This is a genomic window from Micrococcus porci (genome assembly GCF_020097155.1).
Lineage (GTDB): Bacteria > Actinomycetota > Actinomycetes > Actinomycetales > Micrococcaceae > Micrococcus > Micrococcus porci.
On the sequence record NZ_CP083691.1, the window covers coordinates 1,745,193 to 1,770,402 of the forward strand.

Below are 25,210 nucleotides of genomic sequence, written 5' to 3' on the forward strand. Positions count from 1 at the left end.
CGGGTCGGGGTGGTGCGGGAAAGCGGGTCAGTGGCCCATGCCGAGGCCGCCGTCGACCGGGATCACGGCGCCGGAGACGTACCCGGCCCCCGGCGAGGCCAGCCAGCGCACGACGTCGGCCACCTCCTCGGGCTCGGCGAACCGGCCGGCGGGGATGGACTTCCTGTACTGGGCCTTCAGCTCCTCGTCGAGGGACCGCGTCATCTCCGTGTCGATGTAGCCGGGGGCCACGACGTTCGCGGTGATCCCGCGGGCGCCGAGCTCGCGGGTGATGGAGCGGGCCATGCCGATGAGGCCGGACTTCGAGGCGGCGTAGTTCACCTGGCCGGGCGAGCCGAGCAGGCCCACGACGGAGGAGACCAGCACGATCCGACCGCGCTTGAGGCGCATCATGCCCTTGGTGGCACGCTGCACGACGCGGAAGGCGCCGGTGAGGTTGGTGTCCACCACGGAGGTGAAGTCGTCCTCGGACATGCGCAGCAGCAGCTGGTCGTTGGTCACGCCGGCGTTGGCCACGAGCACCTCGACGGGGCCGTGGGCCTCCTCGACCGCGCGGAAAGCGGCGTCCACGGAGGCGGCGTCCGTGACGTCCGCGGCGACCGTCAGGGCGCCCTCGGGACCGCCCTCGCCGGAGCGGGAGGTCACGGCGACGCGGTCGCCGTTCGCGAGGAAGGCCTCCGCGATCGCGCGGCCGATGCCGCGGTTGCCTCCGGTGACGAGGACGCTGCGTCCTCCGGGCTCGGTCTGCTCCGCCATGCGGGCGCCTCCAGTCTGTGTCCGGGGTGGGCGGCCCCACTGCGGGGCCGGTCTGACGGGACTAGAATGGTCCCTCACGGACGGGCCCGCCGCCGCGCCCCAGGGCAGGGGCTGCGAGGAGGGCGCGTGCGCGTCACATCACTCTACGCATCCGGCCCACGCCGGTCCCGCGTCCGCGTCCCGTGAGGAGGAGGCTTGGCCGCCATCGTCCGCGAGCCCGACGCCGTCCAGGGCGTCACCACCGCCGCCGCGCCGCGCAGCGCCGACCGCGACGCCCGCACGCGCGTCTACGTCGTCCAAATGGCGGTGCGCACCGCGTGCTTCATCGCCGCCCTGTTCACCCACGGCTGGTGGCAGATCCTGTTCATCCTCGGGGCCGTGGTGCTCCCCTATGTGGCCGTGGTCCGCGTGAACAACACCGGCCCCCGCGAGGCAGGGCGGCGCCGGGACGTGGCCCGCACGGCCCCCGCCGTCCCGGCCCTGCCCGCCGAGCCCTCCCCCGTTCCGACCGGCCCCGTCGTGCTGGTCGGCGAAGTCGTGGAGGACGACGACCCCGCCGCGCGTCGTGCCCTGCCGGCCGGCTCCCCCGGCGAGACCGGACGAGGCCGCCCGTGACCGGCCCCGACCTGCTCGGCGCCCTGGCCGCCGGCCTCGACCCCTCCCTGCCCGCGGTGCGGCGGGAGCCGTCGGCCGAGGGCCCGGCCGCCGTCACCGCCGACGGGGCGCCCGTGTGCTCCGCCCGGGGCTGCCGTGCCGCCGCCGCGTGGGTGCTGGAGTGGAACAACCCCCGCGTGCACGCCCCCGACCGGGTGAAGACGTGGGCCGCCTGCCCCGACCACCGCGAGCACCTGTCCGACTTCCTGGCCTCACGGGGCTTCCTGCGCCGCACGCGTCCGCTGCACGCCGCCGCGGGGCCCGCCGCGACCGACCCCACCACCCCAGGAGAGCCCCGCCGATGACGCCCGCCCCGGCCCCCACCGACACGCCGGACGCCCCGGGCGCCGAGCGCCTGCCGCCCCTGCGGTTCGGCTTCCTGGCCTCCGGCCCGTGGATCCTCGGGTTCGTCGTCTGCATCCTCTTCGCGTTCCTCTGCCACGGGCTCGCCCAGTGGCAGTGGGACCGCCGTGTGCAGGTGATGCACGACGTCAACCGGGTGCTCGCCAACTACGACGACGACCCGGTGCCGTTCGCGGAGGCCCCCCGGCTGTTCACGGACTTCGACTCCGAGGACGAGTGGACGCCCGTCACGCTCACGGGCCGGTACGAGACGGACGAGACCCTCGTGGTGCGGAACCGGCCGCGCGCCGGCGCCCCCGGCTACGAGGTGCTCGTCCCCTTCGTCACGGAGGAGGGCGTCACGGTGATCGTGGACCGCGGCTGGCTGCCGATCGGCTCCCAGCCGGGCCGTCCGGACGCGATCCCCGCCCCGGACCCCGCGGCCGGGGAGGTCGTGGTGCGGGTCAAGCCCGGTGAGCCCGCGCTGGACCGCGACGCCCCGGAGGGGCAGGTGCCCTCCATCGACCTCGCGGCGATCGAGCGGATCCTCGGCCGGCCGATCGCGGACACCGCCTACGGGCTCATGGTGTCCGAGTCGCCCGCCGCGGCCACCGTGCCGAACCAGCTCGTGGCCCCGACGCTCGACGAGGGCCCTCACCTCTCCTATGCGATCCAGTGGTACATCTTCGCCGCCATGGGCTTCGCCGTGTGGGGGTACTCCGCCTGGATGAAGGCGCGCAACGACCGCGCCGACGCCCTCGAGGACGCCGAGGACGACGGCCTGCTCGCCGCGCGTCGTGCGCCCCGGCCGAAGGCCCGGCGGCGCCGCCGCGGCGGCCGCCCCTCCGACGAGGAGGTCGAGGACGCGCTGCAGGAGGACGTCCTGCGGGACCGGCCCGGTCAGGCCAGCGAGATCAGGTCGAGGTAGTCGTCGCTCCAGAGGTCCTCGTCGCCGTCGGGCAGCAGCACCACGCGCTCGGGGGCGAGGGCCTCGACGGCGCCCTCGTCGTGGGTCACCAGGACCACGGCGCCCTCGTACTGGCGGAGGGCGTTGAGGATCTCCTCACGGGAGGCCGGGTCGAGGTTGTTGGTGGGCTCGTCCAGCAGCAGCACGTTGGCCGAGGAGGCGACGAGCGTGGCGAGGGCCAGGCGGGTCTTCTCGCCGCCGGAGAGCACGCGGGCCGGTTTGTCGACGTCGTCGCCCTGGAAGAGGAAGCTGCCGAGCAGGGTGCGGCACTGGGTGTCCCCCAGCTGCGGGGCGGCGTGGCGCATGTTGTCCAGGACGGAGGCGTCCTGGTCCAGGGTGTCGTGCTCCTGGGCGAAGTAGCCGAGCTTGAGGCCGTGCCCGGCGATGACCTCGCCGGTGTCCGGGGACTCGGTGCCCGCGAGCATGCGCAGCAGGGTGGTCTTGCCGGCGCCGTTGTAGCCGAGGATCACCACGCGGGATCCGCGGTCGATCGCCAGGTCCACGCCCGTGAAGATCTCCAGCGAGCCGTAGGACTTGGAGAGGTTCTCCGCCCGCAGCGGCGTCTTGCCCGAGGCCTGCGGGGTGGGGAACCGGATCGCGGCCACGCGGTCCTGGGCGCGCTCCCCCTCGACGCCGCGCATCATCCGCTCGGCGCGCTTGATCATGTTCTGGGCCGCGGTGGCCTTGGTGGCCTTGGCGCGCATCTTCTCCGCCTGGGCCAGCAGCGCGGAGGCCTTCTTCTCCGCGTTGGCGAACTCCCGACGGCGGCGCGCCTCGTCCTGCTGGCGCTGCGCCTGGTAGTTCTTCCAGTTCATGTTGTACACGTCGATGGTCTGCCGCATCGCGTCCAGGTAGAGGACCTTGTTGACGGTCATCTCCATGAGCTCGACGTCGTGGCTGATCATCAGCAGCCCGCCCGAGTAGGTCTTGAGGTAGTCCCGCAGCCACACGATGGAGTCGTGGTCCAGGTGGTTGGTGGGCTCGTCGAGGAGCATCGTGTCCGCGTCGGAGAAGAGGATGCGCGCGAGCTCGACGCGACGGCGCTGACCGCCGGAGAGGGTGTGCAGCGGCTGGTCCAGCACGCGGTCCGGCAGCCCGAGGTTCGAGGTGATGCGGGCGGCCTCGGACTCGGCGGCGTACCCGCCGCGGGCCTCGAACTCCGCCTGGAGCCGCGAGTAGCGGTCCATGGCCTTCTGGCGTGCCGCGTCGTCCTCGGACGCCATGTCCGCCTCCGCCGCGCGCATGCGGCGGATGGTCTGGTCCAGGTCGCGGGCGGCGAGGATCCGGTCCCGCCCGGACTGGTCCATGTCCTCCACCTTCGGGTCCTGCGGCAGGTAGCCCAGGCGCCCGGAGACCGTCACGGAGCCGGCCGTGGGCTGGGTGATGCCGGCGAGGACCCTGGTGAGGGTCGTCTTGCCGGCGCCGTTGCGGCCCACTAGGCCCACCTTGTCCCCCTTGGCCACGCGGAAGGACACCTCGTCCATGAGCAGGCGGGCGCCGACGCGCAGTTCGAGATCGGTGACGGTGAGCATGACGGGGCTACGGCTCCTGACGGGACGGCGAGGGCGCGGATCCGCGCCGGGCCAGTCTAGTCCGTCTACACTCAGGCCCCATGAGCTTCAACGAGAACGTGCAGATCAACGCCGGTCGCGCGCGCGGCGGCGGTGGCGGCGGCATGGGCGGCCGCGGTCTGGCCATCGGCGGCGGCGGCGGCATCCTGGCGCTCCTCCTGGCGATCTTCGCCCCGGGCCTCGCGGAGGATCTCGGGATCGGCGGTGCTGGAACGGGCACGGGCTCCTCCTACCAGCAGCAGCTCCCCCAGTCCGGCAGCGGCACCTCCACCCAGCCCGTGTCCCAGGCCGACTGCTCCACCGGCGCGGACGCCAACCAGAACACCGACTGCCGCGTGATCGCCACGACCGAGTCGGCCGACGCGTTCTGGGGCGACTACATGGGCCAGTATTCGAACATCCAGTGGCGTCAGCCGGACCTGACGCTGTTCACGACCTCGGTGAGCACCGGCGGGTGCGGCTCCGCCACCTCAGCCACCGGCCCGTTCTACTGTCCCGCCGACGAGTCCATGTACTTCGACACCGCGTTCTTCTCCACCCTGGAGTCGGACTTCGGCGCCACGGGCGGTCCGCTGGCCGAGGAGTACATCGTGGCGCACGAGTACGGCCACCACGTGCAGAACGTCGTGGGCTGGCTCCAGTACGCCCAGGACGGGCGCACGGGTGCGGCCTCCAACGCGGTGCGCTCCGAGCTCCAGGCCGACTGCCTCGCCGGCATGTGGGCCGGCCACGCGGCCACCACCAAGGACCCGGAGACCGGGGAGGCCTTCCTGCAGCCCATCACCCAGGAGCAGCTCGCCCAGGCCATCGACGCCGCCGGCGCCGTGGGCGACGACCGCATCCAGGAGCAGTACCAGGGCCGCGTGAACCCCGAGGCGTTCACCCACGGCTCCGCCTCCCAGCGCCAGGCGTGGTTCATGCGCGGCTACGAGACCACCTCGCAGCAGAGCCCGGACATCAACCAGTGCAACACCTTCCAGGCGGCGACCCTGGACATCTGATCCCCCCGGCACGGAGAACGACGGCGGCCCCCACCTTCCGGCAGAAGGTGGGGGCCGTCCACATCACCGGCGGGGCCGGATCAGATGTTGAAGCCGAGGGCCCGCATCTGGTCCTTGCCGTCCTCGGTGATCCGCTCGGGACCCCACGGCGGCATCCACACCCAGTTCAGGCGCCACTCGTCCACCATGGTGCCGATGGCACGGGAGACCTGGTCCTCGATCTCGTCCGTGAGCGGGCACGCGGCCGTGGTGAGGGTCATGTCCACGAGCAGCGCGCCGTCCTCGGCGTAGTGCAGCCCGTAGAGCAGGCCCAGGTCCACCACGTTCACGCCCAGCTCGGGGTCGATCACGTCCTTGAGCGCCTCGCGGATGTCCTCCACGGGCGTCTGTGCGGCGGTGTCGGTCATGCTCAGGCCTCCGCCGCGGCCTTCTCGAAGCGCGCGTAGCCCTCCGACTCGAGGCGGGCGGCGAGCTCCGGGCCGCCGGACTCGGCCACGCGGCCGTCCACCAGCACGTGCACGTGCTGCGGCTTGATGTAGTTGAGGATGCGCGTGTAGTGGGTGATGAGCAGGGTGCCCATCTCGTTGGCCTCGGCGGCGCGGTTCACGCCCTCGGACACGATGCGCAGGGCGTCGACGTCCAGGCCGGAGTCGGTCTCGTCGAGGATCGCGAACTTCGGCTTGAACAGCTCGAGCTGGAGGATCTCGGCGCGCTTCTTCTCGCCGCCGGAGAAGCCCTCGTTGACGTTGCGGTTCATGAACGCAGGGTCGATCTGGAGGGCCTCGAAGGCGCCCTTGACGTCCTTGGACCAGGTGCGCAGCGAGGGGGCCTCGCCGTCGATCGCGGTCTTGGCGGTGCGCAGGAAGTTGGTCATGGTGACGCCCGGGATCTCCACGGGGTACTGCATCGCCAGGAACAGGCCGGCCTGGGCGCGCTCGTCCACGGACATCTCCAGGACGTCCTCGCCGTCGAGGGTGATGGAGCCGGAGGTGACCTCGTAGCGCGGGTGGCCCGCGATGGTGGAGGCCAGGGTGGACTTGCCGGAGCCGTTCGGGCCCATGATGGCGTGGGTCTCGCCGGTGTTGATGGTCAGGGAGAGGCCCTTGAGGATCTCCTTGGGGCCGTTCTCGGTCTCGATCTGCACGTGCAGGTCGGTGATCTGCAGGGTTGCCATGTGCGGTTCTCCTAGGAAGAAGTCGTGTGAAGGGGTGGGGAGGCTCAGAGCGCGGTGACCCGCAGCTCCTCCTCCATGACGGCGGTCAGCTCGTCCTGGACGTCGGCGATGCCGATCTTCTGCAGGATCTCGTTGAGGAAGCCGCGCACGATCAGCTGGCGCGCCTCGGACTCCGGGATGCCGCGGGCCATGAGGTAGAACAGCTGGGTCTCGTCGAAGCGGCCGGTCGCCGACGCGTGGCCCGCTCCCTCGATCACGCCGGTCTCGATCTCCAGGTTCGGCACGGAGTCGGCACGGGCGCCGTCCGTGAGCAGCAGGTTCTCGTTCTTCTCGTAGGAGTCGGTGCCCTCGGCCTCCGTGCGGATCAGCACGTCGCCCACCCACACGGTGTGCGCGTCCTGGCCCTGCAGGGCGCCCTTGTACAGCACGTTGGACACGCAGTTCGGACGGTTGTGGTCCACGAACAGGCGGTTCTCGAGGTGCTGGCCGGCGTCGGCGTAGTACAGGCCGTACATCTCGGCCTCGCCGCGCTCGTCGGAGAAGCGCGCGGTGGGCGTGAGGCGCACCAGCGATCCGCCGTGGGTCACGGTGACGTGCTTGAGGTGGGCGTCCCGGGCCACGGAGGCCTGGTGGGCGCCCACGTGCACGGCGTCGTCGTCCCAGGCCTGCACGGACACGACGTTCAGGGACGCCCCGCGGCGCACCTCGAACTCGACGTTCTGGGCCAGCACGGCGGAGCCTCGGTGGGTCAGGACGACGTCGGCGTGCGCGTTCTCCTCGGCGATCAGCGTGAGCTGCTGGGCCGCCGGCTCGACGCCGGAGCCGGTGACCTCGATGCGGACGGGCTCGCCCGGCTCGCCCGAGACCGTCACGACGGTGGCCTCGGCGAAGGAGGTCCACGCCGCCGCGGAGACGCGGTCGTCCGGGGTCAGCACGGACCCCACGCGGGCGTCGTCGCGGCCCACGGTCTCCACGGAGACGCCCGCCGTCTCGGAGACGGTCACGGCCGGCGCCGCGCCGGTCAGGCGCGCGTCGTCGCCCCCGGGCAGGTGCAGCCCGCCGAGGCGCTCCAACGGCGTGAAGCGCCAGTCCTCCTCGCGGCCGGTGAGGACCGGGAAGTCGGCGAGGTCCTTGGAGGAGACGCGGTCGGCGCGGGACTGGCCCTGGCCGCGGGTCGCCACGGGGGCGCCGGCGTCCTGGCCGCCGGCGAGGGTCTCGCCCTCCTCCCCCATGCCGGGGATCATGTTGCGTTCGGTGTTCTCCACGATCTCGGTCAACGTCAGCCCACCGACCCTTCCATCTGCAGTTCGATCAGCTTGTTCAGCTCCAGCGCGTACTCCATGGGGAGCTCGCGGGCGATCGGCTCGATGAAGCCGCGCACGATCATCGCCATGGCCTCGTCCTCGGCCAGGCCGCGGGACATGAGGTAGAACAGCTGCTCCTCGGAGACGCGGGAGACGGTGGCCTCGTGGCCGAGGGTCACGTCGTCCTCGCGGATGTCGATGTACGGGTAGGTGTCCGAGCGGGACACGGTGTCCACGAGCAGCGCGTCGCAGACCACCGAGTTCGCGGCGCCCCTGGCGCCCTCGTTCACCTGCACCAGGCCGCGGTAGGCGGCGCGGCCGCCGTTGCGGGCCACGGACTTGGACACGATCGAGCTGTTCGTGTTCGGGGCCATGTGCACCATCTTGGATCCGGTGTCCTGGTGCTGGTCCTTGCCCGCGAACGCGACGGAGAGGGTCTCGCCGGTGGCGCCCTCGCCGGTGAGGTACACGGCCGGGTACTTCATGGTCACCTTGGAGCCGATGTTGCCGTCGATCCACTCCATGGTGCCGCCGGCCTCGACGACGGCGCGCTTGGTCACCAGGTTGTACACGTTGGTGGACCAGTTCTGGATGGTGGTGTAGCGCACGCGGGCGTTCTTCTTCACCACGATCTCGACGACGGCCGAGTGCAGGGAATCGGACTGGTAGATCGGGGCGGTGCAGCCCTCGATGTAGTGCACGTACGAGTCCTCGTCCGCGATGATCAGCGTCCGCTCGAACTGGCCCATGTTCTCCGTGTTGATGCGGAAGTAGGCCTGCAGCGGGATCTCCACGTGGACGCCCTTGGGGACGTACACGAAGGAGCCGCCGGACCACACGGCGGTGTTCAGCGAGGCGAACTTGTTGTCGCCCACCGGGATGACGGTGCCGAAGTACTCCTCGAAGATCTCCGGGTGCTCCTTGAGGGCGGTGTCGGTGTCCAGGAACACGACGCCCTGCTCCTCCAGGTCCTCGCGGATCTGGTGGTAGACGACCTCGGACTCGTACTGGGCGGCGACGCCCGCGACGAGGCGGTCGCGCTCGGCCTCGGGGATGCCGAGGCGCTCGTAGGTGTTGCGGATGTCCTCCGGGAGGTCGTCCCAGGTCTTCGCCTGGCCCTCGGTGGAGCGCACGAAGTACTTGATGTTGTCGAAGTCGATGCCGGAGAGGTCCGGACCCCAGGCGGGCATCGGCTTGCGCTCGAAGTACTTCAGGGCCTTCAGGCGCAGCTTCGTCATCCACTCGGGCTCGGACTTCTTGGCCGAGATGTCCTTGACGACGTCCTCGTTCAGGCCGCGGCGCGCGGAGGAGCCGGCGGCGTCGGAGTCGGCCCAGCCGTACTGGTAGGCACCGATGGCGTTCAGCTCGGGGTTCTTCTCGAGGATCTCGGAGATGACGCCGGGATCGGCGCCCCTCGAGTCCTGCTGGACGATCTGGTCGGTCATCTCAGCCTCTCTCTCAGCGGTGGGGTTCGGTGTGGGTGGTCTGCGGTGCGGCGGGTCAGGCCCGCCCGAGCGGGATGTGCGTGGTGCACACGTGCCCGCCGGCGGCGAGGGTGGAGAGGCGGCGCACGTCCACGCCCAGCAGTCGGGCGAACAGCGCGGTCTCCTCCTCGCAGAACTCGGGGTGTCGGGCCGGCAGGCCCTGCAGCGGGCAGTGCCCCTGGCAGAGCTGCTCGGCGCGCAGCGTGGGGGCCAGCCCCGCGCCGACGTGTCGGATGCTGGCGGCGTAGCCGGCGTCGTCGAGAAGGTCCGCGAGGACGCGGGTGCGTTCCTCGAGGCCCATCTCGCGGCCGGCGACGGCGGCCTGGAAGGCCTCCTCGACGGGCTGCAGCGCGTCCGCCGCGAGGCGACGCACCTCGCCTTCGCCGCCGACCTCCACGAGACGGTCCACGGCCTGCAGGGCGATGCCGAGGTGGTCCCCGCCCAGTCGCCGCTGCGCCTGCGGGGCGACGACGTACCGGCGGGACGGGCGCCCGGCGCCGCGTGCGGCGCTGACCACCTTGACCTCCACGAAGCCCTCCTCCTCCAGCGCGTCGAGATGACGACGCACGGCGGCGGCGGTCAGGCCCAGGGCGCCGCCGATCTCCGCGGCGGAGACGGGGCCGTGGCTGAGCACCCGCTCCAGGACGCGCTCGCGCGTGCCCGGGGCGGGCGCGGCGGGATCGGCGGAGTCGGAATACACAAAGCCATTGTGACGTATTGATCTGGAACCGTTCAAGTCACCGCGCCGTGTGACCCCGCGCACCGGCACGGAGACGCCCGCGGCCGGACCTAGAATGGGTCGGTGCCCGAGACCTCCCCCCACCCCGACGCCCCGGCCCTGCGCCTGCACGAGGTGCGCCGCACGCTCGGCCGCGGCGCCGCGCGCACGGAGGTGCTGCGCGGCGTGGACCTGGAGGCCCGCCGCGGCGCCGTCACCGTCCTGCTGGGCCCCAACGGCGCCGGAAAGTCCACCACCCTGGCCCTGTGCCACGGCTCCGACCGCCCGGACTCCGGCACCGTGCGCGTGTTCGGCCGGGACCCCTGGCGGGCCGATGCCGACCTGCGCGCCCGCCTCGGCGTGATGTGGCAGGAGGGCGGCCTGCCGCCATCGGTGACGGCGCGCCGCTTCGTGCGGCACGTGGCGTCCCTCCACGGCGACCCCCTGGACCCGGACGCGCTCCTCGGCCGCCTGCGCATCGACCGGGTCGCCGACCGCCCGATCCGGCGCCTCTCCGGCGGACAGCGCCAGCGCGTGGCCCTGGCGGCGGCCGTCGTGGGTCGCCCGGACCTCCTGTTCCTCGACGAGCCGACCGCCGGGCTCGACCCCGAGACCCGCCCCGTGGTCCACGACGTGGTGCGGGAGCACACCGCGCGCGGCGCCGCGGTCCTGCTGACCACGCACCTGCTCGACGACGCCGAGCGCCTCGCCGACGACGTCGCCATCCTGCGCGCCGGGCGCGTCGTCCGCGCGGGCACCCTCGCCGAGCTGACCCGCGTCCAGGACGGGGACGTGGTGGACGTGCGATTCGACGAGGCCCGCGCCGCCGACGTCCGGGCATGGGTCGCGGCGGCCCCCGCCTCCTTCCGTGCGGTCGCGTCCGCCGGCGCCCCCGCCGCGCGCGTGGCCGGCGTCCGCTCCCCCGCGGACCTCGAGGCCCTCGCCGCCTCCTGGACCCGCGCGGGCCTGTTCCCCACCCGCCTCGAGCGCGCCGTGCTGCGCCTCGAGGAGCTCCTCCAGTCCCCCGACGCCGACACGCCCTCCCCGGAGAGGTCCCGATGAGCGCCCCCGCCGCCCCGATCCCCGCCTCGCACGCCGGAGCCGCCCCCCTGGGCGCCCGCATCCTCGCGCAGGCCCGCTACGAGACCGTCACCGCCCTCCGCAACGGGGAGCAGCTGCTGGTCACCCTCGTGCTCCCCCTGCTGGCCCTCGTGGGGGTCCACGTCACCGGCCTGCTGGACGCCCCGGGCCGGAACGGCCTGGACCTCGCGGTCCCCGGCGTCCTGGCCCTGGCGGTGATCAGCGCCGCCTTCACCGCCACCGCGATCTCGACGGGCTTCGAGCGCCGCTACGACGTGCTCGCGGCCCTGGCGACCACCCCGCTGGGCACCGGCGGGCTCGTGGCCGGCAAGGCCGCGGCCGTCGCGGCCGTCCTCCTGCTGCAGACCATCGTCATCGGCGGGGTCGGCCTGGCCCTGGGCTGGTCTCCGGATCCGGCGGGGATCCCGCCCGCCGTCGTCGCCCTGCTCCTGGGCGCGGCCGCCTTCACCGCCCTCGGCCTGCTGCTGGCCGGGACGGCCCGCCCCGAGGCCACCCTCGCCGTGGCGAACCTCGTCTGGGTGCTGCTCGGCGCGCTCGGCGGCACGGTCTTCCCCTCGCGCTGGGCCTGGATGGACCTGCTGCCGTCCGGCGCCCTCGGCACCGCGCTGCGCTCCGCGCTGCAGGACGGCGCCTGGGCCCCCAGCGCCCTGGCCGTGCTCGCCGCGTGGACCGTCATGGCCGTGGCCGCCGCCCTCCGCTGGTTCCGCTGGCGCCCCTGACCCGCCCACCTCCGCCGGCATCGCCCGGCCCCCGAACCCGACACCCCGACCCCGCAAAGGACCGGTTCTCGTGACCGCTTCACCCACCACCGCCCGTCCCGCCGCCGGCGGGTCCTCCGCACGCCGCCCGCCCGACCGCGTCACCGGCGTCACCGTCGGCCTCGCCCTCGCCTCCCTGATCTCCCAGATGGTGATCGTCGTGACCGGCGGCGCCGTCCGCCTCACCGGATCCGGACTCGGCTGCCCGACCTGGCCGAAGTGCACCCCCGAGTCCCTCACCACCACGGCCGAGATGGGCATCCACGGGATCATCGAGTTCGGCAACCGCACGCTGACCGGCGTGCTCGGGGTGATCGCCCTGCTGATGATCGCCACGCTCTGGAGGCTGCGCCGCAGCCACCGCCAGGCGTTCACCCTCTCCCTGCTCCTCCTGGCCGGGATCGTGCTGCAGGCCGTCGTGGGCGGCGTGACCGTGTGGATGCACCTGGACCCGCGGATCGTGGGCGTCCACTTCGTCATCTCCGGCGCCCTGATCGCCCTGGCCACGATGCTCTGGGTGCGCCTGCGCGCCGAGCACCGGCACGGCGCGGGGGCGCCCGTGGCGGACGGCACGACGACACCGGCCTCCCGCACGGCGTCCCGGGTGGCCTACGCGGCCCTGTGGCTCGCCCTCGTCGTCGGCACGCTGGTCACCGGCACCGGCCCGCACTCCGGCGACCCCGCGGCCGCCCGCCACGGCTTCGACGCGCTCATGATCACGCGCCTGCACGTCGTCCCGGTCTACATCACCGTGGCCGCGACGCTGGTGCTCCTGTGGCAGGTGCTGCGCACGCCGGGCTCCGGCGCCGGCCAGCGCGTCGCCGCCTGGTCCCTGCTCGGGGCCGTCCTGCTCCAGGGCCTCCTCGGATACTGGCAGCACTTCACCGGCCTGCCGGTCGGCGTCGTCGCGGCCCACCTGGCGGGGGCGACGGTCGCCGTCGTCGCCGGCACCCTGGCCTGGCAGCGGCAGACCAGCCGCTACCGGGCGCCCGCCGTGGCCTGAGCGCCGCCCCGGCACGGCGAAGCCCCCGACCCGTCACGGGTCGGGGGCTTCGTGCTGTGTGCGGAGCCGCGGGGTCAGGACCCCGTGACCGCCGGCATGAGCGGACCGCCCACGAACGGGTCCACCGCGAGGGCGATGAACAGCAGCGTGAGGTAGGTGATGGAGAGGTGGAAGACCTTCATCGCCTTGCGGTCCTCGAAGTCGGGGCGCTGGGCCTCGCGCTGGAGCACGTGGGACTCCCAGACGAACCAGCCGCCCACGCCCACCGCCACGGCCGTGTAGACGATGCCGGCCCAGCCCATGGGCACCAGCAGCAGGGAGCAGGCCACGGTGGCCCACGCGTAGAGCACGACCTGGTTGGAGACGAGGCGGGCGGAGGCGACGGCGCCGAGCATGGGGACCTCGGCCTCCTGGTAGTCCCGCTTGTACTTCATGGACAGCGGCCAGTAGTGCGGCGGGGTCCAGAGGAAGATCACCGTGAACAGCACGATGGCCGGCCACTCGACCGTGCCGCGCACGGCGGCCCAGCCGATCACCACGGGAAAGCAGCCGGCGATCCCGCCCCAGACGATGTTCTGCTCGGTGCGGCGCTTCAGGATCAGCGAGTAGACGACCACGTAGAAGAAGATCGCGGCCACGCCCAGCGCGGCGGCGAGCCAGTTGGCGCCGAAGCCCAGGACGAGCACGGAGACCACGGCCAGGGTCCAGGAGAACACCAGGGCCTCGCGCGGCGTGACCTCCCCGGTCACCAGCGGGCGGCGCGCAGTGCGCTTCATCACCCGGTCGATGTCGCGGTCGATGTAGCAGTTGAACGCACCGGACGCGCCCGCGGCCAGCGCGCCGCCGACGAGCGTGGCGATCATGGTCAGCAGGTCGGGGAAGCCGCGCTGGGCGAAGATCATGGTGGGCAGCGTGGTCACCAGGAGCAGCTCGATCACGCGGGGCTTCGTCAGCTCGACGTAGGCGCGGGCCTTGCGCCCGACCGTCATGGGCGGTCGGGCCGAGGGGGCCGCCGCGCCGGGGGCGGCGGTGGCGGGGGAGGTGGACTCCACGGAGGATGACATCTGGCTCTCACGACGACGGGGACGGGACCGGCTGCGCGGCGCCCCGCGCGGCCGCGCGTTGTGGGTACGGACGCAGGGCCGGGGGCGGGCAGACCTTCCCTCCATCCTACCCGTCCGCGCGCGCCGACCGCGGGAGCGCGTCGCGGGCCGGGCCTGTGGGGCCCGCGCGGTCTAGGCTGGCCGGGACGCGGCCCGCGCCCACCTCCAGAGGACGGGATCCGCGCAGATCCGTCCACGCCCGACGAACGAGGAGCAGCCCCGTGACCGACACCGCCTCCACCGCACTCGACCGGACCCTCCCGGCCCGCGACTTCGTCTACGACGAGCAGGATCGTCGCATGGTCGACACCCTCAAGGTCCTCGCGGCCGACGCGGTGGAGAAGGCCGGCCACGGCCATCCCGGCACGGCCATCTCCCTGTCCCCCGTGGCCTGGCAGCTCTACCAGAACGTGATGCACCTGGACCCCTCGGACGACCGCTGGGAGGGCCGCGACCGGTTCATCCTGTCCGCCGGCCACGCCTCGCTCATCCAGTACCTCCAGCTGTTCGCGGCCGGCGCCGGGCTCGAGCTCGAGGACATCGCGGCCCTGCGCACGGAGGGCTCGCTGACCCCCGGCCACCCGGAGTACGGCCACACCCACGGCGTGGAGGTCACCACCGGCCCGCTCGGCCAGGGCCTCGCCATGGCCGTGGGCTTCGCCTACGAGCAGCGCCGCCTCCGCGGTCTCATGGACCCCGACGCCGCCCCGGGCACCTCGCCCTTCGACCACCATGTGTTCGTGCTGGCCTCCGACGGCGACATCCAGGAGGGTGTCTCCTCCGAGGCGTCCTCGCTGGCCGGCCACCAGGAGCTCGGCAACCTCGTGGTGGTCTACGACGCGAACCGCATCTCCATCGAGGACGACACCGACATCTCGTTCACCGAGGACGTGGCGAAGCGCTACAAGGCCTACGGCTGGCACGTGCAGGAGGTGGACTGGAGCAACGGGGCCCAGGGCCACGAGGTCACCGAGTACACGGAGGGCGTGCAGGACCTCTACGAGGCGCTCGTCGCCGCCAAGGCGGAGACCGGTCGCCCGTCGCTCATCAAGCTGCGCACCGTGATCGGCTGGCCCTCCCCCACCAAGCAGAACACCGGCGGCATCCACGGCTCCAAGCTCGGTGGGGACGAGGTCGTCGGGCTCAAGGAGGCCCTGGGCTTCGACCCGCAGAAGAGCTTCGACGTGGACCCCGAGGTGCTGGCCCACGCCCGCTCCATCTCCGAGCGCTCCGCCGCGTACCGCGAGACCTGGGAGGCCGCGTTCGCGGCCTGGCGTGAGGCCCACCCGGAGAACGCCCGCCTCTACGACCGCCTGGCCTCCCGGGAGCTGCCCGCGGGCTTCGAGGACGCGTTCCCCTCCTGGGACGCGGACGAGAAGGGCGTGGCCACCCGCGCCGCCTCGGGCAAGGTGCTCACCGCGCTCGCCCCCGTGATGCCCGAGCTGTGGGGCGGCTCCGCCGACCTGGCCGGCTCCAACAACACCACCATGGAGGGCGAGCCCTCGTTCATCCCGGCGCACCGCTCCACCGCCGCCTGGCAGGGCGACCCGTTCGGCCGCACCCTGCACTTCGGCATCCGCGAGTTCGCGGCCGGCGCGATCGTCAACGGCATCACCATCGGCGGCCTCACCCGCGCCTACATGGGCACGTTCCTCACGTTCTCCGACTACATGCGCGGCGCCGTCCGCCTGGCCGCCCTCATGGGCACCCCGGCCGTGTACGTGTGGACCCACGACTCCGTGGGCCTCGGCGAGGACGGCCCCACCCACCAGCCGGTCGAGCACCTCGCCGCGCTGCGCGCCATCCCGGGCCTCGACGTCGTCCGCCCCGCGGACGCGAACGAGACCGCCTGGGCTTGGCGGACGATCCTCCAGCACCGCGACCGCCCGGCCGGACTGGTGCTCACCCGCCAGAACGTCCCCGTCCTGCCTCGCGGAACGGAGGGCTTCGCCCCGGCCGACGGCGTCGCCCGGGGCGCCTACGTCCTCGTGGACGGCGCGGACGCCTCCGGCGCGGCCGCCCCGGCCCGCGTGGTGCTGATCGCCACCGGCTCGGAGGTCTCCGTGGCCGTCGGCGCCCGCGAGCTGCTGCAGGCCGAGGGCGTCCCCACCCGCGTGGTGTCCGCCCCCTGCCTCGAGTGGTTCGCCGAGCAGGACGAGGCCTACCGCGCCGAGGTCCTGCCCGACGGCCCGGGGGCCCCGGTGCGCGTGTCCGTCGAGGCGGGCATCGCCATGCCGTGGCACGAGCTGACCGTGACGCAGTCCTCGCGCGGCGCCCGCGTGAGCCTGGAGCACTACGGCGAGTCCGCCGACGGCCCCCACCTCCTCAAGAAGTACGGCTTCTCCCCGGAGAACGTCGCGGACACCGCCCGCGGCCTGCTCTGACGCCCGCCGAGACCCGCCAAGGAAGGACTGCACGATGACCACCGAGACCACCCCCGCCACCGCCGCGCTCGCCGCGGCCGGCGTCTCCCTCTGGCTCGACGACCTCTCCCGCACCCGCCTGAACGAGGGCAGCCTCGAGCGGCTGATCGCCACCCGGAACGTCACGGGCGTGACCACCAACCCCTCGATCTTCGCGGCCGCCCTGAAGGACGCGGGCGCCTACGAGGCCCAGCTGGCGGAGCTCGCCGCCGCCGGTGCCGACGTGGACGCCGCCGTGACCGCCCTGACCACCACGGACGTGCGGCGGGCCTGCGACCTGCTGGCGCCCGTCCACCAGGAGACCGGGGGCCGAGACGGCTACGTCTCCATCGAGGTGGACCCGCGTCTCGCCCGGGACACCGCGGGCACCGTGGCGCAGGCCCGAGAGCTCGTCGCGCTCGTCGACCGACCGAACCTCATGGTGAAGATCCCCGCCACGGTGGAGGGCCTGCCCGCCATCACCGAGGTGCTCGGCGCCGGGATCAGCGTGAACGTCACCCTGATCTTCTCCCTCCCCCGCTACCGCGAGGTGCTCAACGCCTGGCTGTCCGGGCTCGAGCTGGCCCGGGCGAACGGCCACGACGTCTCCCGCATCCACTCCGTGGCGTCCTTCTTCGTCTCCCGCGTGGACACGGACGTCGACGCGCAGCTGCGTGCCCTCGCCGAGCAGGGCCGCCCGGAGGCCGGCGAGCTGACCGGCCGCGCCGGCCTGGCCAACGCCCGCCTGGCGTACCGTGCGTTCGAGCAGATGAAGGACACCGAACGCTGGAGCCTCCTCGAGGCCGCCGGCGCGCCCGTGCAGCGCCCCCTGTGGGCGTCCACCGGCGTCAAGGACCCGGCCCTGGCGGACACCCTCTACGTCACCGCCCTGGTCGCCCCCGACACCGTGAACACCATGCCGGAGAAGACCCTCGAGGCGTACGCGGACCACGGCGAGCTGACCGCCGAGCCGGTGGTCGGCGGCTATGCCCAGGCCGACGCCGACCTCGACGCGATCGGTGAGCTCGGCATCTCCTACACCGAGCTCGTCGACCGCCTGGAGACCGAGGGCCTGCAGAAGTTCGAGGCCGCCTGGGACGAGCTGCTCGCCTCCGTCCGCGCCGGCCTCGCCGCCCACCGCTGAGCCGCCCCTCCGCCTGAAAGGACCTCCCATGAGCACCTTCGGCCTGACCGCCACCGGCGCCGCGCTCGACGCAGTCGACCGCCACGTGCCCGCCCTCGTCGCCGAGCGCTTCGCCTCCCGCCTCGCCGCGGAGGACGCCGACCTCTGGGGCCCGGACGCCCGCGACGAGGCCGCCAAGCGCCTGGGCTGGATCTCCCTCTTCGAGGAGTCCCGCACGGTGGCCGCGGAGGCCGCCGCCCTGGCGGAGGAGCTCCGCGGCCAGGGCCTGACCCGCGTCGTGCTGGCCGGCATGGGGGGCTCCTCCCTCGCCCCCGAGGTCATCGCCGCGACGGCGGGCGCGGAGCTCGAGGTCCTCGACTCCACCGACCCGCAGCAGGTGGCCGCGGTCCTGGACCACGACCTCGAGCGCACCGTCCTGGTGGTCTCGTCCAAGTCCGGCTCCACCGTGGAGACCGACTCCCAGCGCCGGATCGTCGAGGCGGCCCTCGCCGCGGAGGACATCGACCCCGCGAGCCGGATCGTCGTCGTCACCGACCCGGGCTCCCCGCTGGAGGAGGCGTCGGTGGAGGCGGGCTACCGCGCCGTGTTCACCGCCGACCCCACGGTGGGCGGCCGCTACTCGGCCCTCACCGCCTTCGGCCTGGTGCCGGCGGCCCTGGCCGGCGTCGACGTCGAGTCCCTCCTCGACGAGGCCGAGGACGTCCTCGACCTGGTCACCGCCGACGACGCCGACAACCCGGCCCTGCAGCTCGGCGCCGCGATCGGCGGCACCGAGCCCCTGCGGGACAAGCTCGTCATCCAGGACCTCGGCTCCGGCATCGACGGGTTCGGCGACTGGGTCGAGCAGCTGATCGCCGAGTCGACGGGCAAGGACGGCACCGGCCTGCTGCCCGTCGTCGTCCGCCCGGGCGACCCGGAGACCGCCTGGGAGGCGCCGGACCTGCTGAAGGTCACGCTGGTCTCGGAGTCGGAGGAGAGCCCGGCCGGCGGGGACGGCGTGCGCCTGCACGGGTCGCTCGGCGCCCTCCTGCTGACGTGGGAGGCCGCCACGGCCGTGGCCGGCCGGCTGCTCGGCATCAACCCCTTCGACCAGCCGGACGTGGAGGCGGCCAAGGCCGCGGCCCGCGAGCTTCTGGACTCCCCCGCCGAGGAGGCCGAGCCGGGCACGGTGATCCACGGCGTGGAGGTCTCCGGCCCGGAGTCGGTGACGTCGGCGGACGACCTGCGGGGCGTCCTCGCGGCCGTGCGCGAGCTCGTGCCCGAGGACGGCTACCTGGCCGTCCACGCGTACCTCGACCGTCACGCGGACGTGGACCTCGCGGGGATCCGTGCGGACCTGGCGTCCGCGCTGGGCCGCCCGGTCACCTTCGGCTGGGGCCCCCGCTTCCTGCACTCGACGGGCCAGTACCACAAGGGCGGCCCGCGCAACGGGGTGTATCTGCAGGTCACGGGCGACGCCGCCCTCGACGTCGAGGTCCCCGGCCGCCCGTTCACGCTGGGCCGGTTGATCGCCGCCCAGGCCGCGGGCGACGCCGACGTGCTCCGCCGCCTGGGCCGTCCGGTGGTCACCCTGCGTCTGCGCGACCGCTCCGCCGGCATCGCCGCGCTCCGGACGGCGGCCCGTGAGGCCTGAGCCCGGCGGGCCGGCCCGCCGCAACCCCCTGCGCGACCCGCGGGACCGCCGTCTGACGCGGATCGCGGGCCCCTCCGCCCTCGTGCTGTTCGGCGTCACGGGCGACCTGGCCCGCAAGAAGCTGCTCCCCGCGATGTACGACCTGGCCCACCGCGGCCTGCTGCCGCCGTCGTTCTCCCTGGTGGGCTTCGGCCGCCGCGACTGGTCCGAGGCGGAGTTCGCCGACTACGTGCGCGCCGCCGTCGAGGCGGGCTCCCGCACGGCGTTCAACGAGACCGTGTGGGACCAGTTCCGGGGCGGGCTCCGGTTCGTCTCGGGGGCCTTCGGCGACGCCGACGCCTACGCGCGGCTCGACGAGGTCCTGACCGAGCTGGAGTCCTCCCGCGGCACGGGCGGCAACACCGCGTTCTACCTCTCGATCCCACCGGACTGGTTCGAAGACGTGTCCCGCCACCTGGCCGACCAGGGGCTCGCGGACCGATCCCAGCCCGCGGACGGGCCCTGGCGCCGCGTGGTCATCGAGAAGCCGTTCGGGCACGACCTCGCCTCGGCCCACGAGCTGAACGCCGTGATCGAGCGGGTGTTCCCACCGGACGCGGTCTTCCGCATCGACCACTACCTGGGCAAGGAGACCGTCCAGAACATCCTCGCGTTCCGGTTCGCCAACCGGATCTTCGAGCCGCTCTGGTCCGCGGAGCACGTGGACCACGTGCAGATCACCATGGCCGAGGACATCGGCATCGGCGGCCGCGCCGGCTACTACGACGGCGTGGGCGCGGCCCGCGACGTCATCCAGAACCACCTGCTGCAGCTGCTCGCCCTGACCGCCATGGAGGAGCCGATCTCCTTCGACGCCGCCCACCTGCGCGCCGAGAAGGAGAAGGTCCTGGCGGCCGTCCGCGTGCCCTGCACGCCGGAGGGCCTCGAGGCGGCGTCCGCGCGCGGGCAGTACACGAGCGGCTGGCAGGGCGGCGAGCAGGTCACGGGGTTCCTCGACGAGGAGGGGTTCAACCCCGCCTCCGTCACGGAGACGTTCGCGGCCCTCAAGGTGGACATCGGCACCCGGCGCTGGCAGGGCGTCCCGTTCTACCTGCGCGCCGGCAAGCGGCTGGGCCGCCGCGTCACGGAGATCGCCGTGGTGTTCAAGTCCCCGCCCCACCTGCTCTTCCCGGTGCACCCCGGCGACGAGTTCGGGCAGAACGTGATCGTGATCCGCGTGCAGCCCGACGAGGGCGTGACCATCCGCTTCGCCTCGAAGGTGCCGGGAACCCAGCACGAGGTGCGCGACGTGACCATGGACTTCGGCTACGGCCACGCGTTCACGGAGGACTCCCCCGAGGCCTACGAGCGGCTCATCCTCGACGTCCTGCTCGGCGAGCCGCCGCTGTTCCCGCGGCAGGAGGAGGTCGAGCTGTCCTGGGCCATCGTCGACCCGTTCGAGGAGCACTGGGCGTCCCTGGGCACCCAGCCCGAGCCCTACGCGCCGGGCACCTGGGGGCCGCCGTCCGCGGACGCCCTGATGGCCCGTGACGGACGAACCTGGAGGCGGCCGTGAAGATCCGCATGCACGACACCACGACGTCGCAGGTCGCCAAGCGGCTCACCGCGCTGCGCGAGTCCGCCGGCGTGTCCGCCCTGGGCCGGGTCCTCACGCTGGTCATCGTCACGGACGACGCCGGCATCGAGGCGGCCCTCGGGGCCGCCAACGCGGCGTCCCTGGAGCATCCCTGCCGGATCGTGGTGCTCGCCCTGGGCGACCCGCTCGCTCCCACCCGGCTGGACGCGGAGATCCGCGTCGGCGGCGACGCAGGGGCCTCCGACGTCGTGGTCCTGTGGTGCCAGGGGGAGGACGCCGTGGCGGACGAGCCCCTCGTCTCCGGCCTCCTGCTGCCGGACGCGCCCATCGTGGTGTGGTGGCCGGGCGAGCCCCCGGCGGAGCCCGCCACGACCGCGCTGGGACGCCTGGCGCACCGGCGCATCACCGACTCCGCCACCTGCCGGGACGCGAAGGAGACCCTGCAGCGGCTGGCGGCGGGGCTGCACGACGGCGACACCGACCTGGCCTGGACGCGCCTGACCCTCTGGCGCAGCCAGGTGGCGGCGATCCTCGACAACCTGGACCTCGCCGACGTGCGCTCCGTCACGGTCGACGGCGCCCCCGACTCCCCCAGCACGCTGCTGCTGGCGGCCTGGCTCACCTGGGGCCTGGACCGGCCGGTGACGATCGCCCACTCCAAGGCCGGCCACGGGATCCGCGCCGTACGCCTGCGCGGCCCGGAGGGGGACGTGGTCCTGTCCCGCTCGCAGTCCGAGGTGGCCCGCCTCTACCAGCAGGGCCGCCCCGTGCAGCGGATCTCCCTGCCGCGCCGCTCCGACCAGGACTGCCTCGCCGAGGAGCTGCGCCGGCTCGACCCGGACGAGGTCTACGGCGACGTCCTGCGCGTCGGGCTGCCCCGCACGGACCTCGCCCCCGTGGACGCCTCCGACCGCTGAGCGGTCCCCTGGACGCGACGCGGCCCCGCACCGGATACCGGTGCGGGGCCGCGTCGTTCGCCCGGGAGGACCGAGCGGGTCAAGACTCGACGGAGAACCGCGCGATGAGCGCGAGGGCCACGATGGCCAGGCCCCAGAGGACCGTGGCGGACACCGTGACGCGGGTCAGCAGGCGCTGGGCGGACCCGGAGGAGCTCATGGAGGTGGTGACGCCGCCGCCGAACATGTCGGACACGCCGCCTCCGCGGCCCTTGTGAAGCAGCACGAGCATGATGATGACCACGCTCAGCGCCACGACCGCGATCTGGAGCAGCAGCGTCAGGATGTCCATGGAGCCTTCCCTGTCATGTCCCCGGGGCCGCCCGACGGGCGCGCCGCGGCCGCGTCAGTGCGCGGCGTCGGACCGGACGATCCTAGCAAACTCGTCCGCGTCGAGGCTGGCCCCGCCCACCAGGGCGCCGTCCACGTCCGGCTGGGCCAGCAGCTCGGGCGCGGACGAGGACTTCACGGAGCCACCGTAGAGCACGCGGACGCGCTCGGCGACCTCCGCTCCGTGCCGCTCCGCCAGGTCCGCGCGCAGCGCGGCACACATCTCCTGGGCGTCGGCGGCGCTGGCCACCTCGCCGGTGCCGATGGCCCACACGGGCTCGTAGGCGACGACGACGCGGGCCACGTCCTCGGAGGACAGCCCGTCCAGGGAGCCGCGCAGCTGGGCCACGGTGTGCTCCACGTGCCGGCCGGCCTGTCGCACGTCCAGGCCTTCCCCGACGCACACCACGGGCACGAGCCCGTGCCGCAGCGCGGCCGCGGCCTTGCGGGCCACGAGGGCGTCGTCCTCGTGGTGCAGGGTGCGCCGTTCGGAGTGGCCGACGATCGCGTAGGCGCAGCCGAGCTTCGCGAGGAAGGCCCCGGACACCTCGCCCGTGAACGCGCCCGAGTCCTCCGCGGACACGTCCTGCGCGCCGTAGGCGACGCCGATCCGGTCCGCGGCCACGAGGGTCTGCACTGAGCGCAGGTCGGTGAAGGGCGGGAACACGGCGGCCTCCACGTTCCCCTGCTCATGGTCGGCGTCACCGAGGAGCCAGCCGAGGCGCTGCACCAGGGTGACGGCCTCCTGGTGGTCCAGGTTCATCTTCCAGTTGCCCGCGATGAGCGGGACGCGCACCGGCTGGACCACGCTCACGTGTCCGTCCCGGAGAGGGCGCTCACACCCGGCAGCTCCTTGCCCTCGAGGTACTCGAGGGAAGCGCCGCCGCCGGTGGAGATGTGGCCGAACTGCTCGTCGGTGAAGCCCAGGGAGCGCACGGCCGCGGCGGAGTCGCCGCCGCCCACCACGGACAGCCCGCCGGCCTGCGTGGCCTCGGTGAGGGCCTGCGCCACGGCGCGGGTGCCCTCGGCGAACGCCGGGAACTCGAACACGCCCATCGGGCCGTTCCAGAACACGGTCCTGGCGCCTCGGATGCGCTCGCCGAACGCGGCGGCCGAGCCGGGGCCGATGTCGAGGCCGAGGGCGTCCGCACCGTGGGCGCCGGTGGTGAGCGCGTCCACGGGCAGGACCTCGTGCTCGGCGTCCTTGGCGAACGCGGACGCCATGACGATGTCCGTGGGGAGCACGATCTCCGCCGCGCCGTCCTTGCCGGAGCGCTCGAGGTAGCCGCGGACGGTCTCCAGCTGGTCCTCCTCCAGGAGCGACGCCCCTACCTCATGGCCCTGCGCCTTGAGGAAGGTGAAGAGCATGCCGCCGCCGATCAGCAGCGTGTCCGCCTTCTCCATCAGGTTGTCGATGACGGCCAGCTTGTCCGACACCTTGGAGCCGCCGAGCACGACCACGTAGGGGCGCTCCGGGGACTCGGTGAGGCGGGTCAGCACCTGCAGCTCGGCGGCCACCAGCGGGCCCTGATACGCCGGGAGCAGCCCGGCGATGTCCGCCACGGAGGCGTGGGCGCGGTGCACGGCGCCGAAGGCGTCGCCCACGTAGGCGCCGTCCTCGCCGGCAAGGTCGGCCATCTCGCGGGCCAGCTCTCCGCGCTCGGCCGCGTCCTTGGAGGTCTCACGCGCGTCGAAGCGGACGTTCTCCACCAGGAGCACCTGGCCGTCCTGGAGCGCGGCGGCCTTGGCGCGGGCGTCCTCGCCGGTGACGTCGGAGGCGAGCTGCACGTCGGCGCCGAGGACCTCGCCGAGGCGGCGGGCGACGGGGGCCAGCGAGTACTGGGGATCCGGCTCGCCCTGGGGGCGGCCCAGGTGCGCCATGACGACGACGCGGGCGCCGGCATCGGCCAGGTCCTTGATGGCCGGGGCCGAGGCACGGATGCGGCCGCCGTCGGTGACGGTCTGCCCGTCCAGCGGGACGTTCAGGTCCGACCGGATGAGGACGGTGCGTCCGGCGACGCCGGCCTCGAGCAGGTCGGTCAGGGTCTGGGCGGTCATGGGTGCCTCCTGGTGTCGGTCACGGATGGACCCAGTCTAGGCAGACGGCCCGGTCCGGTGGAGGTCCACCGGGCCGGGCCGTCAGGGCTGAGCGTCGACGCTCAGAGCTTGGACGCCATGTGGGACGCCATGTCCATGAGCTGGCAGGTGTAGCCGTACTCGTTGTCGTACCAGCCGATGACCTTGACGGTCTGGCCGATGGACTTGGTGAGCGGGGCGTCGAAGGTGCACGCCGCGGGGGCCGTCACGATGTCGGAGGAGACGATCGGGTCCGTGGAGTACACCAGGCGGCCGACCAGCGGGCCGGACTCGGCGGCCCTGCGGAAGGCCTCGTTGACCTCCTCGGCCTCGACGTGGCGCGTCAGCTCCACGGTGAGGTCGGTGGCGGAGCCGGTGATGGTGGGCACGCGCATGGCGAAGCCGTCCAGCTTGCCCTTGAGCTCGGGGATGACCTCGCCGATGGCCTTGGCGGCGCCGGTGGAGGTGGGGACCATGTTCTGGGCGGCGGCGCGGGCGCGGCGGCGGTCCTTCTTGTGCACGTTGTCGTGCAGGTTCTGGTCGCCGGTGTACGCGTGGATCGTGGTCATGATGCCGTCCACGATGCCGAACTCGTCGTTCAGCACCTTGACCATCGGGGCCAGGCAGTTGGTGGTGCAGGACGCGTTGGAGACGATGTGCATCGTCGAGGAGTCGTAGTCGCCCTCGTTGACGCCCATCACGAAGGTGCCGTCGACCTCCTTGCCCGGGGCGGACAGCAGCACCTTCTTGGCGCCGGCGTCCAGGTGGGCCTTGGCGGCGGGACCGGTGGTGAAGCGACCGGTGCACTCCACCACGATGTCGACGCCGAGCTCACCCCAGGGGAGGTTCGCCGGGTCGGTCTCGGCGAAGAAGGCGACGTCCTTGCCGTTGATGCTGAAGCCCTTGTCGGTCAGCTCCAGCTCGCCGGGGAAGCGGCCCAGGATCGTGTCGTACTTGGTCAGCCAGAAGAGGTCCTCGGTGGCGGCGAGGTCGTTCACCGCGACCAGCTCGAGGTCGTCGTGGCCCTGTTCGAGGAGCACGCGCACGGCGTTGCGGCCGATGCGGCCGTATCCGTTGATGGCGATCTTGGTCATGGTGGTTCCCTTCACTCGGTGTGGGGTCGTCCGATGGTGTCGTCGTCGTCCAGAGAGGACCAG

The 25,210-nt window shown here is 73.2% G+C and carries 24 protein-coding genes; 12 read left to right on the forward strand and 12 right to left on the reverse strand.

What is annotated here, in order from left to right:
- Window positions 1–27: 27 nt before the first annotated feature.
- Window positions 28–756, reverse strand: coding sequence for a 3-oxoacyl-ACP reductase FabG (gene fabG / locus KW076_RS08240; protein ID WP_224354895.1), 729 nt, complete (start codon window positions 754–756; stop codon window positions 28–30).
- Between the two features lie 195 nt (window positions 757–951).
- On the opposite strand from fabG, the gene KW076_RS08245 reads away from it, so the two are divergent.
- Genes KW076_RS08245 through KW076_RS08255 form a run of 3 tightly spaced genes read left to right on the forward strand, consistent with a single transcriptional unit; the run spans window position 952 to window position 2,680 of the window.
- A complete protein-coding gene (locus KW076_RS08245; protein WP_224354896.1) occupies window positions 952–1,371 on the forward strand; it encodes a DUF3099 domain-containing protein in 420 nt (139 codons plus the stop codon).
- Window positions 1,368–1,715 (forward strand): hypothetical protein, encoded by a 348-nt coding sequence (locus tag KW076_RS08250; RefSeq protein ID WP_224354897.1) that lies wholly within the window; start codon window positions 1,368–1,370, stop codon window positions 1,713–1,715. Before KW076_RS08245 ends, KW076_RS08250 begins: the two co-directional genes overlap by 4 nt.
- The gene (locus KW076_RS08255) at window positions 1,712–2,680 is read left to right on the forward strand and encodes an SURF1 family cytochrome oxidase biogenesis protein (protein WP_224354898.1); all 969 of its coding nucleotides are present in this window, start codon (window positions 1,712–1,714) and stop codon (window positions 2,678–2,680) included. The genes KW076_RS08250 and KW076_RS08255 overlap by 4 nt, the downstream gene beginning before the upstream one ends.
- Here KW076_RS08255 and KW076_RS08260 read toward each other — a convergent pair.
- Complete coding sequence (locus tag KW076_RS08260) at window positions 2,653–4,251, reverse strand: ABC-F family ATP-binding cassette domain-containing protein (protein ID WP_224354899.1); 1,599 nt, start codon at window positions 4,249–4,251, stop codon at window positions 2,653–2,655. The two genes, KW076_RS08255 and KW076_RS08260, sit on opposite strands and share 28 nt — an antisense overlap.
- A gap of 80 nt (window positions 4,252–4,331) precedes the next feature.
- Here KW076_RS08260 and ypfJ point away from each other — a divergent pair, with 80 nt between their 5' ends.
- Window positions 4,332–5,291, forward strand: coding sequence for a KPN_02809 family neutral zinc metallopeptidase (gene ypfJ / locus KW076_RS08265; protein ID WP_224354900.1), 960 nt, complete (start codon window positions 4,332–4,334; stop codon window positions 5,289–5,291).
- 80 nt (window positions 5,292–5,371) lie between these two features.
- On the opposite strand, the gene KW076_RS08270 is transcribed toward ypfJ, so the two are convergent.
- The 5 genes from KW076_RS08270 to KW076_RS08290 are packed head-to-tail and all read right to left on the reverse strand — an operon-like array spanning window position 5,372 to window position 9,953.
- On the reverse strand, window positions 5,372–5,698 hold the full coding sequence (locus KW076_RS08270) for a metal-sulfur cluster assembly factor (RefSeq protein WP_224354901.1): 327 nt from the start codon (window positions 5,696–5,698) through the stop codon (window positions 5,372–5,374).
- A 2-nt stretch (window positions 5,699–5,700) separates the two neighbouring features.
- Window positions 5,701–6,465 carry a Fe-S cluster assembly ATPase SufC gene (gene sufC, locus KW076_RS08275; RefSeq protein WP_224354902.1) on the reverse strand — a complete coding sequence of 255 codons (765 nt, stop codon included), beginning with the start codon at window positions 6,463–6,465 and terminating at the stop codon, window positions 5,701–5,703.
- 44 nt (window positions 6,466–6,509) lie between these two features.
- On the reverse strand, window positions 6,510–7,742 hold the full coding sequence (gene sufD / locus KW076_RS08280) for a Fe-S cluster assembly protein SufD (protein ID WP_224354903.1): 1,233 nt from the start codon (window positions 7,740–7,742) through the stop codon (window positions 6,510–6,512).
- A 2-nt stretch (window positions 7,743–7,744) separates the two neighbouring features.
- Window positions 7,745–9,214 carry a Fe-S cluster assembly protein SufB gene (gene sufB / locus KW076_RS08285; protein ID WP_224354904.1) on the reverse strand — a complete coding sequence of 490 codons (1,470 nt, stop codon included), beginning with the start codon at window positions 9,212–9,214 and terminating at the stop codon, window positions 7,745–7,747.
- Window positions 9,215–9,269: 55 nt separating this feature from the next.
- A complete protein-coding gene (locus tag KW076_RS08290) occupies window positions 9,270–9,953 on the reverse strand; it encodes a helix-turn-helix transcriptional regulator (RefSeq protein ID WP_224354905.1) in 684 nt (227 codons plus the stop codon).
- Between the two features lie 102 nt (window positions 9,954–10,055).
- On the opposite strand from KW076_RS08290, the gene KW076_RS08295 reads away from it, so the two are divergent.
- The 3 genes from KW076_RS08295 (at window position 10,056) to KW076_RS08305 (ending at window position 12,833) form a co-directional block, all read left to right on the forward strand.
- The gene (locus tag KW076_RS08295) at window positions 10,056–11,033 is read left to right on the forward strand and encodes an ABC transporter ATP-binding protein (RefSeq protein ID WP_224354906.1); all 978 of its coding nucleotides are present in this window, start codon (window positions 10,056–10,058) and stop codon (window positions 11,031–11,033) included.
- Entirely contained in the window at window positions 11,030–11,791 is a 762-nt protein-coding gene (locus KW076_RS08300; RefSeq protein WP_224354907.1) for an ABC transporter permease, read from the forward strand. Before KW076_RS08295 ends, KW076_RS08300 begins: the two co-directional genes overlap by 4 nt.
- 70 nt (window positions 11,792–11,861) lie before the next feature.
- Window positions 11,862–12,833 (forward strand): COX15/CtaA family protein, encoded by a 972-nt coding sequence (locus KW076_RS08305; RefSeq protein WP_224354908.1) that lies wholly within the window; start codon window positions 11,862–11,864, stop codon window positions 12,831–12,833.
- A 74-nt stretch (window positions 12,834–12,907) separates the two neighbouring features.
- Here KW076_RS08305 and KW076_RS08310 read toward each other — a convergent pair whose 3' ends face one another.
- On the reverse strand, window positions 12,908–13,897 hold the full coding sequence (locus tag KW076_RS08310; RefSeq protein ID WP_224354909.1) for a heme o synthase: 990 nt from the start codon (window positions 13,895–13,897) through the stop codon (window positions 12,908–12,910).
- A gap of 260 nt (window positions 13,898–14,157) precedes the next feature.
- Between KW076_RS08310 and tkt the strand changes: the two genes are divergently transcribed.
- The 5 genes from tkt to KW076_RS08335 are packed head-to-tail and all read left to right on the forward strand — an operon-like array spanning window position 14,158 to window position 21,608.
- On the forward strand, window positions 14,158–16,320 hold the full coding sequence (gene tkt, locus KW076_RS08315) for a transketolase (protein WP_434084314.1): 2,163 nt from the start codon (window positions 14,158–14,160) through the stop codon (window positions 16,318–16,320).
- 34 nt (window positions 16,321–16,354) lie between these two features.
- Window positions 16,355–17,482: a transaldolase gene (gene tal, locus KW076_RS08320; RefSeq protein WP_224354910.1), complete on the forward strand. Its 1,128-nt coding sequence runs from the start codon at window positions 16,355–16,357 to the stop codon at window positions 17,480–17,482.
- Between the two features lie 28 nt (window positions 17,483–17,510).
- On the forward strand, window positions 17,511–19,115 hold the full coding sequence (locus KW076_RS08325) for a phosphoglucose isomerase-related protein (RefSeq protein WP_224354911.1): 1,605 nt from the start codon (window positions 17,511–17,513) through the stop codon (window positions 19,113–19,115).
- Complete coding sequence (zwf, locus tag KW076_RS08330) at window positions 19,105–20,670, forward strand: glucose-6-phosphate dehydrogenase (RefSeq protein WP_224354912.1); 1,566 nt, start codon at window positions 19,105–19,107, stop codon at window positions 20,668–20,670. The genes KW076_RS08325 and zwf overlap by 11 nt, the downstream gene beginning before the upstream one ends.
- Window positions 20,667–21,608: a glucose-6-phosphate dehydrogenase assembly protein OpcA gene (locus KW076_RS08335; RefSeq protein ID WP_224354913.1), complete on the forward strand. Its 942-nt coding sequence runs from the start codon at window positions 20,667–20,669 to the stop codon at window positions 21,606–21,608. The genes zwf and KW076_RS08335 overlap by 4 nt, the downstream gene beginning before the upstream one ends.
- 79 nt (window positions 21,609–21,687) lie before the next feature.
- Here KW076_RS08335 and secG read toward each other — a convergent pair whose 3' ends face one another.
- The 4 genes from secG to gap all read right to left on the reverse strand — a co-directional run bounded on the left by secG (window position 21,688) and on the right by gap (window position 25,147).
- Window positions 21,688–21,939, reverse strand: coding sequence for a preprotein translocase subunit SecG (secG, locus tag KW076_RS08340; protein WP_224354914.1), 252 nt, complete (start codon window positions 21,937–21,939; stop codon window positions 21,688–21,690).
- Window positions 21,940–21,993: 54 nt separating this feature from the next.
- Window positions 21,994–22,791, reverse strand: coding sequence for a triose-phosphate isomerase (tpiA, locus tag KW076_RS08345; protein WP_224354915.1), 798 nt, complete (start codon window positions 22,789–22,791; stop codon window positions 21,994–21,996).
- A complete protein-coding gene (locus KW076_RS08350; RefSeq protein ID WP_224354916.1) occupies window positions 22,788–24,035 on the reverse strand; it encodes a phosphoglycerate kinase in 1,248 nt (415 codons plus the stop codon). The genes tpiA and KW076_RS08350 overlap by 4 nt, the downstream gene beginning before the upstream one ends.
- A gap of 101 nt (window positions 24,036–24,136) precedes the next feature.
- Window positions 24,137–25,147, reverse strand: coding sequence for a type I glyceraldehyde-3-phosphate dehydrogenase (gap, locus tag KW076_RS08355; protein ID WP_224354917.1), 1,011 nt, complete (start codon window positions 25,145–25,147; stop codon window positions 24,137–24,139).
- Between the last annotated feature and the right edge of the window lie 63 nt (window positions 25,148–25,210).